This window comes from Neisseria sp. HMSC078H04, assembly GCF_001838135.1.
Lineage (GTDB): Bacteria > Pseudomonadota > Gammaproteobacteria > Burkholderiales > Neisseriaceae > Neisseria.
Window position 1 is genome coordinate 66,925 of the sequence record NZ_KV835822.1, and the last position, 13,132, is coordinate 80,056.

Annotated in this window: 14 protein-coding genes; 8 read left to right on the plus strand and 6 right to left on the minus strand. The window is 46.4% G+C overall.

The genetic code is table 11. The features are described from left to right. Window positions 1-2: 2 nt before the first annotated feature. Entirely contained in the window at window positions 3-368 is a 366-nt protein-coding gene (gene rplS / locus HMPREF2560_RS00510; RefSeq protein ID WP_003679470.1) for a 50S ribosomal protein L19, read from the plus strand. 211 nt (window positions 369-579) lie between these two features. Here rplS and HMPREF2560_RS00515 read toward each other — a convergent pair whose 3' ends face one another. Beyond that, window positions 580-1,989, minus strand: coding sequence for a PepSY-associated TM helix domain-containing protein (locus HMPREF2560_RS00515; protein WP_070606878.1), 1,410 nt, complete (start codon window positions 1,987-1,989; stop codon window positions 580-582). A gap of 345 nt (window positions 1,990-2,334) precedes the next feature. Between HMPREF2560_RS00515 and greA the strand changes: the two genes are divergently transcribed. Together greA and HMPREF2560_RS00525 are read left to right on the plus strand one after the other, a co-directional pair. Further along, entirely contained in the window at window positions 2,335-2,811 is a 477-nt protein-coding gene (gene greA / locus HMPREF2560_RS00520) for a transcription elongation factor GreA (protein ID WP_003684304.1), read from the plus strand. A gap of 98 nt (window positions 2,812-2,909) precedes the next feature. Then, complete coding sequence (locus HMPREF2560_RS00525; RefSeq protein WP_070606881.1) at window positions 2,910-3,338, plus strand: DUF4149 domain-containing protein; 429 nt, start codon at window positions 2,910-2,912, stop codon at window positions 3,336-3,338. 136 nt (window positions 3,339-3,474) lie between these two features. Here the strand turns inward: HMPREF2560_RS00525 and HMPREF2560_RS00530 are convergent, their stop codons facing one another. Then, window positions 3,475-4,236, minus strand: a complete 762-nt coding sequence (locus tag HMPREF2560_RS00530) for an OmpA family protein (protein ID WP_049323939.1) — start codon at window positions 4,234-4,236, stop codon at window positions 3,475-3,477. A 442-nt stretch (window positions 4,237-4,678) separates the two neighbouring features. Between HMPREF2560_RS00530 and HMPREF2560_RS00535 the strand changes: the two genes are divergently transcribed. Continuing rightward, the gene (locus tag HMPREF2560_RS00535) at window positions 4,679-5,629 is read left to right on the plus strand and encodes a CysB family HTH-type transcriptional regulator (protein WP_070607370.1); all 951 of its coding nucleotides are present in this window, start codon (window positions 4,679-4,681) and stop codon (window positions 5,627-5,629) included. Window positions 5,630-5,715: 86 nt separating this feature from the next. Here HMPREF2560_RS00535 and fnr read toward each other — a convergent pair whose 3' ends face one another. Then, window positions 5,716-6,450, minus strand: a complete 735-nt coding sequence (gene fnr / locus HMPREF2560_RS00540; protein ID WP_039862092.1) for a fumarate/nitrate reduction transcriptional regulator Fnr — start codon at window positions 6,448-6,450, stop codon at window positions 5,716-5,718. A 162-nt stretch (window positions 6,451-6,612) separates the two neighbouring features. Here fnr and hemN point away from each other — a divergent pair, with 162 nt between their 5' ends. The 4 genes from hemN to HMPREF2560_RS00565 all read left to right on the plus strand — a co-directional run bounded on the left by hemN (window position 6,613) and on the right by HMPREF2560_RS00565 (window position 10,384). Further along, a complete protein-coding gene (gene hemN / locus HMPREF2560_RS00545) occupies window positions 6,613-8,034 on the plus strand; it encodes an oxygen-independent coproporphyrinogen III oxidase (protein WP_070606884.1) in 1,422 nt (473 codons plus the stop codon). A gap of 131 nt (window positions 8,035-8,165) precedes the next feature. Beyond that, window positions 8,166-8,498: a hypothetical protein gene (locus HMPREF2560_RS00550; protein WP_004519629.1), complete on the plus strand. Its 333-nt coding sequence runs from the start codon at window positions 8,166-8,168 to the stop codon at window positions 8,496-8,498. Window positions 8,499-9,113: 615 nt separating this feature from the next. After that, complete coding sequence (locus tag HMPREF2560_RS00560) at window positions 9,114-9,359, plus strand: DUF1289 domain-containing protein (protein WP_036472649.1); 246 nt, start codon at window positions 9,114-9,116, stop codon at window positions 9,357-9,359. Between the two features lie 38 nt (window positions 9,360-9,397). After that, window positions 9,398-10,384, plus strand: coding sequence for a TraB/GumN family protein (locus HMPREF2560_RS00565; RefSeq protein ID WP_070606887.1), 987 nt, complete (start codon window positions 9,398-9,400; stop codon window positions 10,382-10,384). Between the two features lie 101 nt (window positions 10,385-10,485). Here the strand turns inward: HMPREF2560_RS00565 and argF are convergent, their stop codons facing one another. From argF to HMPREF2560_RS00580, 3 genes are all read right to left on the minus strand, one after another. Continuing rightward, window positions 10,486-11,481 carry an ornithine carbamoyltransferase gene (gene argF / locus HMPREF2560_RS00570; RefSeq protein ID WP_070606890.1) on the minus strand — a complete coding sequence of 332 codons (996 nt, stop codon included), beginning with the start codon at window positions 11,479-11,481 and terminating at the stop codon, window positions 10,486-10,488. Between the two features lie 144 nt (window positions 11,482-11,625). Further along, window positions 11,626-12,381 (minus strand): methylated-DNA--[protein]-cysteine S-methyltransferase, encoded by a 756-nt coding sequence (locus HMPREF2560_RS00575; protein ID WP_070606893.1) that lies wholly within the window; start codon window positions 12,379-12,381, stop codon window positions 11,626-11,628. Window positions 12,382-12,550: 169 nt separating this feature from the next. Continuing rightward, window positions 12,551-13,036: a hypothetical protein gene (locus HMPREF2560_RS00580; RefSeq protein ID WP_070606896.1), complete on the minus strand. Its 486-nt coding sequence runs from the start codon at window positions 13,034-13,036 to the stop codon at window positions 12,551-12,553. Window positions 13,037-13,132 lie beyond the last annotated feature (96 nt).

Consider the following 13,132-nt stretch of genomic DNA (forward strand, 5'->3'; position numbering starts at 1 on the left):
AAATGAACTTGATTCAACAATTAGAGCAAGAAGAAATCGCTCGCTTGAACAAAGAAATCCCTGAATTCGCTCCAGGCGACACCGTTGTCGTATCTGTACGCGTAGTTGAGGGTTCTCGCAGCCGTCTGCAAGCATACGAAGGTGTTGTTATCGCTCGCCGCAACCGTGGCCTAAACAGCAACTTCATCGTTCGCAAAATCTCTAGCGGCGAAGGTGTAGAACGTACTTTCCAACTGTACTCTCCTACCGTAGAAAAAATCGAAGTTAAACGCCGTGGTGACGTACGTCGCGCCAAACTGTACTACTTGCGCGGCCTGACCGGTAAAGCAGCTCGCATTAAAGAAAAATTGCCTGCTCGCAAAGGTTAATAGCCTTCATCAAAAACCCACTTCAATGAAGTGGGTTTTTTGTTTTTATACAAAAACTCCTTGTCTTTCTTACACAATCCTGCAAGCCAACCACAATCTCCATTTTACATATAAACTTAAACAGAATCGTAACTTACCTACCTCTTTTAACCTTTATACAAAAGGCCGTCTGAAACAAAAGATTCAGACGGCCTTTAATCACATCGGACGGTTATTTAAACCATCTTGCCAATGCAGGGATACGCGACAACAACAGTGTATCCAAAATCCAAATCACAGCGATTGCGGCAATGGCTGTTGGGAAAATCACAGCCAAAATCAGAAGTGGCACAGCCATTGCCCACCATACCGGCAATTTGATTTTCTGCGCAGGAGGAACCAGACCACGCGCTTCCGAAGGACGGCGTTTCCACCACATCACACAGCCGCTGATGCAGACGAAAATGACTGCCAAGCAGAACAAAACGTTCGCCAGCACACTCCACCAGCCCATCGTACCGATATGCAGCGCAATGCTGACCGCCATGAATTTACCAAACCAGTTGTAATCATCGTAATGGATGTCGGCAAGGACTTTGCCGCTGTATTGATCGATGTGTACCGTGCGGTCGGCGGTCGGACTGGGCATATCGTAGCTCATCGAGTCCTGAGACAGCGTCCACACGCCCGTTTCGCCTTTAGGCAAATTAAGCTTGTAGCGGCCTTCAAAACCGATTTCTCGGGCAAAGCGGTCAACTGTTTCCAAAGTCATCGGTTCGCTCGGATTGATGCCGTTTTCGCCCTTCGTCGTACCGGAAACAGGCATAGGCGTAAGCTCCAGAACCCATGGCACTTCTTTGATTTTACCGTCGTTCAACACATCGCCGTGGGTCGGCACGGTAGATACAGGGTTCGGTTCGACGCCCCATTTACCGGCAGGGAATTGGCTCCAAGACTGAACCAACTTACCGCCCCAAATTCCCGCCCAAGCAACGCCCGAAAGGCAGAACAGCAACAGAAGCAAAGAAACCCAAGTGCCGAATGCGCCGTGCATGCTACGCCACCATGTACGTCCTTTACCTGCTTTCGGTACAAGCATGGATTTCACACCGCGCTGTTTTGCCCACCACAGGTAAATCCCGGTAATGATCATCAAAATAGTCAGTGAAGCGGCTGTTTCCAGTATATAGTCGCCCACCGTGCCGATCATCATATCGCCATGGATTTCGTCCATGATGTGATACCAGCCGTCATTGCGCGGCGTTGAATTGACGACCTTCGCCGTATAGGGATCAACGGCAACCATAGCAGCCTTATCGTCATTGTTCACGCGGAATACGGCAACCATATCATCTGCGCGCGGCGCAATATATTGCACCACAGAGGTAGTTTCCGGATTCACAAACTGTCTGGCAGCTTCAGCCTGAGCCGACAAAGGCTGCACTTGCGCCTGCGGCGCAACATGTATGCGCTCGCCTTCTTTACCGGTGATATTGGCAAATAGCAGCATTCCTAACCCTGTAACAGCCAGCAGGGTTAAAAACGGCGCAACCAAAAGTCCGGCATAAAAATGCCATCGCCAAACAGTCAAATAACGGCGGTTAGCCTGTTGTTCATTTTGGGAAGTTGGTTTTGTTTCCATATATTCTCTTTATATAGTTAAAGCAGACTAATTATTACGAATTAGTATTAGACATTTTAATCAAAAACATTCATTTAAGAAACCGTTTTTCCGATGCAGCTTTGAAATACTTCAATATTTAGTTTTCAGGCCGTCTGAAAAAACAAAATAGAACAGAAAACAACACTTTACTGAAAATCCGTTTTAATCATTGCGGTTTCGGCAGAATTTGGTAGAATACAGGCATTACTTATTTATTCATCAAGCCGCCAAGCTTTGGCGGCTTGTATTTTTATTTCCAATCCGGCTACCGCGCGTGGCCGGATAAAATTTTAAAAGCATCATCATGCTTTCATGGAGAACTCAATGCAAAAAATCCCTTTGACCGTCCGTGGTGCAGAATTGTTGAAACAAGAACTTCAACACCTCAAAAGCGTAGCACGTCCAGAAGTCATTGAAGCCATTGCCGAAGCACGTTCGCACGGCGACTTGTCTGAAAACGCAGAATACGAAGCCGCCAAAGAGCGTCAAGGCTTTATCGAAGGCCGCATCGCCGAGTTGGAACACAAACTCTCTATGGCGCACATCATCAACCCTGCCGAAATCCATGCAGAAGGCAAAATCGTGTTCGGCACAACTGTGACACTGGAAGACTTGGAAACTGAAGAACAAGTTACCTACCAAATCGTCGGTGAAGATGAAGCAGACATCAAAGAACGCAAAATCTACGTTGGCTCCCCCATTGCCCGCGCCCTGATCGGCAAAGAAGAAGGCGACGTTGCAGAAGTTCAGGCACCTGGCGGTGTGCGTGAATATGACATTATTGCCGTACAATATATCTAAATAAACAAAAGGCCGTTTGAAAACATTTTCAGACGGCCTTTTGTTGTACCTAAAAACACCATAATCAAAGAAAATAAAATCTTCCCAGGAGAAGCATAATGAATCTACTGTACAAAATTATCCAAACCGCTGCCGCCATGTGGCTCGGTATGCAGCTGACAGCAGGCTATGTTACTGCCCCTATCCTGTTCCGCCTTCTACCTAAAATGCAGGCGGGAGAAATTGCCGGCATTTTATTTTCCATTACAGCAATATGTGGCTTAGTTATTTTTGGCGCAGCCTATGCCTTTTTCAGACGGCAACTGGCCTCACTTTCTTGGTGGATTTTGGTACTTTGGCTACTCTTAGCCTGCAACCATCTTTTAGTTACGCCGGTTATCGAGGCACACAAGTACGGTCTGGATAACTGGCTACTGTCCCTAGTAGGCGGAACATTCGGCGTTTGGCACGGCTTATCCAGTATCCTCTTTTTGATTTGTACCATACTGGCAGCCATCTGCGTATGGAAATGGCCCAAACCAAACTAATCTGTCTCAATAAAAGGCCGTCTGAAAAGAAGTCTTTCAGACGGCCTTTTATTTTGAATCATGAACTCCCCCGACTCTTCAAATATAAACCATAAAAAAATGCCCTGCATATTGCAGGGCATTTTTCACAAACCGATTAAGGTTTAGCGTAACCGTGAACGCCATTGTAAGGAGCTGGGATCCAACCTTCATCAGTAGCAGGCAATTCGCCTTGACCTTCGATAGTTTGGCCTGGAGCAACTTGACGAGTAACAACGCTGCGGATTTTAACATCAACGCGACGGTCAGGTTCGATACAAGCGATAAGGGCAGCACGTTTCTTAGCTTTAGAAACTTTTTTACCCAGTTTAGCAACTTCAGCTTCACAAGTAGCAGTCATTTGAGCTTGAGACTCGCCCAGACCTACTGCAGAGATTTTGCTAGAAGCAACGCCACGGCCTACCAAGTAGTTAGCAACTACGTTAGCACGACGCTCAGACAGAGCTTGGTTGTATTCTTCAGAACCCATGAAGTCAGTGTGACCTTCAACACGTACAGTTTGTACGCTGTCGTTGCTCAGGCGTTGAGCCAAAGCGTTCAGGTTTTCTTGAGCTTCAGGACGCAGGTTGTCTTTGTCGAAGCCGAACAGAGTTTTAGTAGACAGGGAAACAGTTTCATCAACATACTCAGGAGCTTGTTGTACAGGAGCAACTGCTTCGCGGTCACCACATTCAACACGGCCTTCGGTAGCTTTGTCGAAGTAGCTGTTTTTCCAGCATTCGCCGTAGTTGTTACGGACGATTTCTTGAGATTGGCTGCTTACGGTGTAACCGTGTTTGGTGTGCGCTTCGCTGGCCATAGCGGTGCCAGAGGCAACCAAGGCAACGAACAATGCGCTTAATTTCAGCTGTTTGGTCATTTTATTCCCTCATCAAATTGTTATGCGGCGGACTAGGAAAGCAACCGCTGCAAAGTACCAATATACAGGCCGCAGTATCAAAACAGCGGCAAATCGGATATATCAGGTTGCACTATAAAGAAGCGCAAGGCAAACTGTCAATACTCGATGCCTTCAAACAATTATGAAGTGCCTGCTTCCTAGTAGTTAATCATGCCGAAAAATCAATCTTGTGTCATTAATTTAGGGCAAAATCAGACAATTCACCTACCTAAAGTTGTACAAAAACAACAAAACCCCTTTCCCTCTTCTTTCCTGAATTTCCTGTTTTCATATCATTAAAAGATATTTTCATTAAAAACAACCATTTTCAAAACTCGGGGCAAAACCGGGCAAAATATGTTAAATTACAGACCGTTTGTCGCACAAAATCCACAATAACAACGTATCCGATACTGCTACCATGAAACTGCAACAATTACGTTACGCCCTTGAAGTTTACCGGCACAATCTGAATGTCTCCGAGGCTGCCGATGCGCTTTTTACATCCCAGCCCGGCATTTCCAAACAAATCCGCCTGCTTGAAGAAGAATTGGGTATCCAAATTTTTATCCGCAGCGGCAAGCGTGTGGTTTCCGTTTCGCAACCTGGCAAAGCCGTGTTAGAAATTTCGGAACGAATTTTGCGCGATGTACAAAACATTAAAAATATCGGCAGCGAGTTTACCGATCATGACAGCGGCTCGCTGACCATCGCGACAACGCATACTCAGGCGCGTTATGCTTTGCCCAAAATCGTTGCGGAATTTGTCAAAAACTACCCTAAAGTCAATTTGACCATCAAACAAGGCAGCCCTTCTGCCATTGCCCAAATGGTCAGCAGCGGAGAAGCAGATTTGGCAATTATTACCGAACGCATTGACGATCACCCCGAGTTGGGCAAACTACCCTGCTATGAATGGAACCATGCCGTGATTGTTCCGCACGATCATCCTCTTTTGGACTGCCGCAATCCTTTAAGCCTTGAAGACTTGGCTTCTTTTCCGCTGGTTACTTACGAATTTGCTTTTAATTCCGGCAGCAGTATCGCGCGTACATTTAATAAAGCGCATATCGAGCAACCTGATGTTGCCTTATCGGCTGCCGATACGGATGTATTGAAAACGTATGTACGCTTAGGCTTGGGCGTTGGTTTGATGGCCAAAATGGCGTACGATCCCGCGGTTGATCAAGATTTACAACTAATTGATGCGGCACACTTATTTGAGCCGTCGCCCACTTGGATAGCCTTACGCTCGGATACTTACCTGCGCGGTTACGCGTATGACTTTATCCAGATGTTTGCACCGAAACTGACCAGAGAAGTAGTCGATCGCATTCTGTACACGCCGGTTGTTGAAGATTTTTCAATTTAAAATCTGACTATCACTTTCGTAACTTAACAATTATTCTTTAATTCTTGTTAAAAAGGCCGTCTGAAATATTTCAGACGGCCTAAGATTCAGATAGCGTGCGAACAACCGGAAACCATTTTCTTCAAGGTTGTCGCATCTAAGATTTTGATGTGCTTGTGCTCAACCGAAATCAAGCCTTCATGATGGAATTTGGATAAGGTACGGCTGACCGTTTCCAGTTTCAGCCCCAAATAGCTGCCGATTTCCTCACGCGACATCCGCAGGATAAAATCGTTGGCGGCAAAACCTCGGGAATAGAGACGCTGAGACAGGTTGAGCAAGAATGCTGCCAATCGCTCTTCAGCGCGCATATTGCCCAAAAGCAGCATAACACCCTGATCTCGGACAATTTCGCGGCTCATCAAGCGGAAAAAGTGAGAACGAAGGCTGGGAATATCCTGACCGAGTTCTTCAATATGTGTAAACGGAAGCTCGCATACCTCGCTGTCTTCCAAAGCCACAGCATCACAGCTGTGAATATGGGAACAAATCCCATCCATACCGATCAGCTCGCCCGACATAAAAAAGCCGGTTACCTGATCTCGTCCATCTTGGCTGGCGACTGTTGTCTTAAAGAAGCCCGCACGGATGGCAAACAAAGAGGTAAACGGCTCGCCGGCACGGAACAGGTATTCACCTTTTTTCAGACGGCGGCTTTGACGAATAACCGCATCTAATTGTGAAAATTCGTTAGGCATCAGTCCGACAGGCAAACACAGCTCGCGTAAAGAACATGTGGAACACAAGGTTTTCATTTGATGTGTTGCATTGTGTGTGGCCATAACGCACCCTTAATCTGCATAGTTCTATAAATCCCTGATGAAGCCGAATAACTATTGACCCAAGTCAAAGTCGACATATCATTATCAGGCATTCTACCAAACTATCGAAATTTTGACTAAAATTTTCCCTAATTTCCCTACTTTATACTACAAGCCCCTACCATGAAAATTATCCCTATCTCAAATAACACCAACACAAACAATGAATTACCGGAATTCGACCGCGAATTGATTGCCAGTTTGCCATCAAGCGGCCCACGTTATACATCCTATCCGACCGCCGACCGCTTCCATGAAGGCTTTAAAGAAGCCGAATATATCCAAGCTTTAAACCTGCGTAACATGGGCGCGCTCAACAAACCCCTTTCACTCTACATCCACATTCCCTTCTGCAATACCATCTGCTACTACTGCGGCTGCAACAAAATTATTACCAAAGACAAAAGCCGTGCCGATGCCTATATCCAATATCTGGAAAAAGAAATGGAGTTGCTGGCACCGCATTTAGGCGGACGACACCAGCTTGCGCAACTCCACTTCGGCGGCGGCACGCCGACATTCCTAAGCGACGACCAACTCGAACGCGTCTTCGAAATGATCCGAAAATACTTCCAGCTCATCCCCAACGGCGAATACTCCATCGAAATCGACCCGCGCAAAGTCAGCCGCGAAACCGTCCTCAAACTGGGCAAACTCGGTTTCAACCGCATGAGTGTCGGTATTCAAGACTTTGACCCTAAAGTACAGGAAGCCGTCAACCGCATCCAAAGCTACGAAGAAACCAAAGAAGTGATTGATGCCGCGCGTGAAGCCGGATTTAAATCGGTCAGCGTCGATTTGATTTACGGCCTGCCGCACCAAAACACCGAAAGCATCAAAACCACCATCGACACGGTCTTGTCCCTCGACCCCGACCGCCTCGCCCTCTACCACTACGCCCACCTGCCGCATATCTTCAAACCGCAACGCCGTATCGACACCAATATCGTCCCCGGCAGCGAAGAAAAACTCGATATGCTGCAATATTGCGTTCAAACCCTGACCGAGCGCGGCTACGTTTTCATCGGTATGGACCACTTTGCCAAACCTGATGATGAACTCTCCATCGCCCTCAAAGAAGGCTTCCTGCAACGCAACTTCCAAGGCTACTCGACCTATGCCGACTGCGACTTGGTGGCGATCGGCGTCTCCTCTATCGGCAAAATCGGCAGCACCTACTCCCAAAACGAGCGCGACATCGATGCCTATTACGCCGCACTCGATGCCGGACATCTACCGATTATGCGCGGCTACCAGCTTAATCAAGACGACATTCTGCGCCGCAACATCATTCAGGATTTGATGTGCCGCTTCTCGCTTGATTATCAAATTTACGAAAGCGTGTTCGGCATTCCGTTTAGCCGCTATTTTGTAGCGGAACTGGAAGATATGAAACAACTGGAAACCCTCGGTCTGGTCCGCCTCAAACCGCACGGCCTGACCGTTACGCCGAAGGGCCGTTTCCTGATCCGCAACATCGCCATGGTGTTCGACTACCATTTGCGCCATAAAGAAACCAAAGCCAAATACTCGCAAACCGTATAAACAGAAATGGAAAAGGTCGTCTGAAAATTTTCAGACGACCTTTGTTTTTATTTTCAATACTTTCGGGTAACATAAAACCATATTTTCCGCTTTATCAGAATTCAAAGTTAATTTGTATAGGCGCGTATCCTATGGTTACCGAACAGCAAAACGATATCCTCAGCATCAATCAAGTACAGCTTCTCCTTGCTGAAAAACGCACGGCACTTGCTATCATGCGTACGGGCATTGCCGTTTTCGCACTCCCTTTGTCTATTTTCAGTGCGCTGATTGCGACATCGAAATGGTACGAGGCCGTTGATGTTTGGCCTTTGCTCGTACTGGTCAGTCTGATGAACATCAGCTTGATTATTTTCTCGGTCTATCTGATTACCCGCTCGCTCCGTAGAATGCACCAATATGACCAGCTGATTGCCGATATCAAATACAACAATCAGTCTTTGCGCAAACTAATTAAGTCATAAAATACAGATAGTTGGGACTAAACATAGATCGTCTGAAAATCAAAATATAGCGGAACTCCAAATATGTATTAAAACATGATTCTGCCAAACATACCGTAATTATTCTTGGTGACGTTACTGTACACTTTGCTCCCCCATTTGAATCGATACGATACCATTGAAGTAATTGGGATTAAAATGAACAACAAATATAAAGAATGGATAAAAATCATACTGCTCCCTCATTTAATAACGGCTATTTTTTTAGGGCCGGCAATAATTGTTTTTTGGTCAGGTGGATTTATCGGTCTCTATTCTGTTATAAACGTGTTCAGTGAATTAGGATCGCTTAAATATTATATTTATATTGGAATTCCTTTAATTTTCATAATGTTCTTACTTGGGTTTTATTGGAGAAATCTGAAAATAGGGAAGATACTGACTTCCTCTGCGATATATTTATGGTTTCTCTTAGGTTTTTTATGCCTAGGGTGGCAGATATAAATTTATTGAAATGATCAACTCAATTGGACATTGATAGGAACCCTGCTGGATACACCGATCGTGTTTAGACAAATACAAATGCAGTCTGCAATTTTGGTTTATCCGGTCTCAGATCTCAAACGCTTTTAAAATATGGAACAACCTGATTTTTTCCCCATTCCCAGCCCCTGCATCGGCGTTTGTGAAGCCAATGCCAAAGGTTATTGCAAAGGCTGCCTGCGCAGCCGGGAAGAGCGCTTGTACTGGCTCCAGATGACCGACAGCCAAAAGCATCAAGTCATGCACCTTCTATCCCTCAGGAAAGCCAAAATCCGCAACCGCAAACTAGAAAAACCCGAAACGGGCGAACATCCGGTTCAAAACCTACTCGATTTCTAAATTGCCCTTGCCTACCGCACACCACAATAAGGAAAAACATGAAAAAACTGCTTGCCTGCCTGCTTGTACCATTGACTGCCCTCGCCCTGGGCGCCTGCAAACCCGCCTCAACTTCAACCGACAACAAACCTGCCGAACTTAACTGGCAGCAGCCTAAACTGACCAGCAATGTTTGGAAAATCAGCAAAGAAGGCCAACCCGATTCCTATCTGCTCGGCACCATCCACATGGGACGAACCAATCAAACCTTGTCTTCCGATGCCCTCAAACTGTTGCAATCCACCGACCAACTGACCACAGAAGTCGATCCACTGCCGGACAGCAGCCCGGAAACGGCAAAAATGTATCAAAAATACTTCAAGGAAGTCATGAGTACCGAACCGCTCAGCCGCAAGCTCGGCAAAGCAGATTTCCGTCTTTTACAAGAAATCTATTCGCAAAATGAAGAAAGCCGACCCATCACCCAAATTGCCGACAAACTCCATCCGTGGGCGGCATTCATTTTTGCCGGCAGTACATTTCCCAAAGGGTATAGCTCAGAAACCGGTGCAGATATGTTACTGACCAACGCGGCCGCCGACATCAATAAGCCGCGTGGTTCATTAGAAAGTTTGGACGATGTTACCGCAATCTTCAAAGCTCAGCCTGAAGAAACCATGCTCAACTTTCTGAAAGCCAGTATTAAAACCTATAAAGAAGAAACCGAAGATATCAAAAAACTCCATCAAGCCTATTCAGACGGCCGCTTTGAAGAACTCATTTCACTTTTGGAAGAAACCGAACAACGCACCCTCAAACTTGTTGATACCAAATACGCCAAAGCCATGTCCGATTGGCTAAAAAACGACCTCCTGATTCGGCGCAACTTGGCATGGCTGCCTGAAATCCGCAAGCAATCCGCCAAACAAAGCACCCTCTTTGCTGTCGGTATTGCCCATTTACCCAGCGAAAAAGGCTTAATCGAACTATTGCGTCAAGAAGGCTATCAAGTTACCCCGGAACCTAAGGTTTTAATTTGGCAATAAACCTTATCAGCAAACGACAAGGCCGTCTGAAAGTCTTTCTTTCAGACAGCCTTTATTCAATCTCTATTAAATCAAGCAGTAAGCAATGTTGAGCGTAACAATCAATCGCCCAATGCCGCTACCATCACCGCTTTAATCGTGTGCATCCGGTTTTCAGCCTGATCAAATACAATGCTGGCTTCGCTTTCAAAGACTTCTTCCGTTACTTCAACCCCATTCAGACCGAATGTCTCATAAATCCATTCGCCGACTTTGGTTTCGCGATTATGGAAAGCAGGCAGGCAATGCATAAATTTAACTTGCGGATTTTCCGATGCCGCCATCAGCTCAGCCGTCACGCGATAATCTTTCAACAAATCAATGCGTTCTTGCCAAGCCTCTTTAGGCTCACCCATGCTGACCCACACATCGGTATGGATAAAATCCACGCCTTTTACGGCTTCCTGCACATTCTCCGTCAACAGAATCCGTCCGCCTGTCTCTTTGGCAACAGCCTGCACCGTCTCGATAATGTTTTCAGACGGCCACAGGCTTTTCGGCGCACCGATACGCACATCCATGCCCAGTTTCGCAGCCAACACCAGCAACGAATTAGCCATGTTGTAACGCGCATCGCCGACATAGGCAAACGCAATTTGGTTCAAAGGCTTATCGCTATGCTCGTGCATCGTCAGCGCATCAGCAAGCATTTGAGTCGGGTGGAACTCGTTGGTCAAACCATTGAACACAGGCACGCCTGCATACTTGGCCAGCTCTTCCACCACATCCTGTCCAAAACCGCGATATTCGATACCGTCAAACATCCGCCCTAAAACACGCGCCGTATCCTTAATGCTTTCCTTATGCCCGATTTGGCTGGCAGAAGGCTCCAGATAAGTTACCCCTGCCCCTTGATCGCGCGCGGCCACTTCAAACGCGCAACGGGTGCGGGTTGATGTTTTCTCAAAAATCAGGGCAATGTTTTTTCCCTGCATCCGCTGCACCTCGCGCCCTGCTTTTTTAGCAGCTTTCAATTCGGCGGCAAGGTCAAGATAGGTAGTGATTTCTTCCGGCGTAAAATCCAAAAGTTTTAAAAAATGGCGGTTTTTCAGGCTCATGTCTTATTTCTCTTTTTCTAGCGTGGGCGTTGCCCAACATTTTTCTCCATGCAGATTTCGTCGTGCTTCCACCGACCTTCTGCTGCTCAATTTTTCAGTGTGCGAAGCCTGCCCATAGTGCGACCCCTTATGCTCTATCAAAACTCAAAACAAGGCCGTCTGAACCTCGCCTCGCTCCAAGGCAAGCAACGATTGTTTGCGGTTCAAACCGCCTGCGTAGCCGGTCAGCTTGCCGTCGCTGCCGATAACGCGGTGGCAGGGAATCAGGATAGACACCTTGTTCTGCCCGTTTGCAGCGGCAACGGCGCGAATGGCTTTAGGATTACCCAACTGTTGCGCCTGCTCCTTGTAGCTGCGCGTTTTGCCGTAAGGAATAGTCAGCAGCGCATTCCACACCTGCTGCTGAAAGGCTGTACCTATCGTTTCCAAAGGCGTCGCAAAAACTTTCAGACGGCCTTGAAAGTATAAATCCAATTCTTGGCGTAAAAGTTGCGTTTGCTCATTTTCTTGAAAAATAAACTGCCCGCGTAAAGCTTTTTGGACAGCCATGACTTCCTGTTCCATATGTTTCTGCCCGACAAATTCCAGCAGACACAAACCCTTACTGCTGAACACCGCCAACATCTCGCCCAACGGCGTGGCAACCGCGGCCGCAGTCAGTTTGTTCGGACTATCAGGATAACGCGTTTCCAACAGTCGGATAGCTCGGCGGATACGGACATATTCTTCAGGCGCACAACCGATACAGTCAATAAAATCCTGCTCAAACTGCTTGGCTTCGTGTTCGGTAAGACGCTCGTGCAGCAAGGCTTCGAGAGTAGCGGGAAAGTCAGTTTCCAACTGCTCTCGGATTTCATTCCACTTTGATGGAAGCTCGTTTAAAGAAGGCAGAGTAATCATCTGCATTTACTCCCGATAATCAACAAACCCCCAAACTATTACCCGACGGATCATAAATTCCACCATCCGGTACGGCGGCTTTAAAACTTATATGTAGGTTGGCTGGAAGTTTCCGCCTACCCTATCAATGAAACTCGCCCAAAAATTTTATAAAATCCCAAAATGGGAATTATAGAATTTTCTTTAAAACAACAAATTCTTTGTCTTTTTTTATCTTAAATTTTCCCAAGACCCACTCGCCGCTCTTGTTAAACTCCCCGCTTTCTCCACAATAGCCTCTTTGCTCAACCTTGGTCGCTTGCAAAATCACTTCATCATCACTTACAAATCGATAAAGACCTTCTGAATGTGGAAAACAATCATTACCGCATTCTGCTGAATAACCGCTGCTAAACCTGCCGTCTTTATCAAACTCAATGTGCTTTCCATAAATGTGATTGTCAGAGCCGGTTGTTTCTACCCGACTGAGATAATATGCGTTTTGGGGCGCATCCATGGGTAACTCGTCAATATGCCACAATCCCACCAGTACATTTTTTTCTAAAATTTTTCCTTGATTGATTGAAACTGCTTGAGGCTTTGGCTCGGACTCAAGACAACCTGTCAAAGATAATGACAATCCGAATACAACAAGGGCTGAGATAAATTTCTGCATAGAAAACCTTTAGTGAAGAAATCGATTAATGACAGTCAAGGCATTGCCACAATGTATGCCAATTTTGATGAGGCAATACCCTTTCTGCCGTTTTCA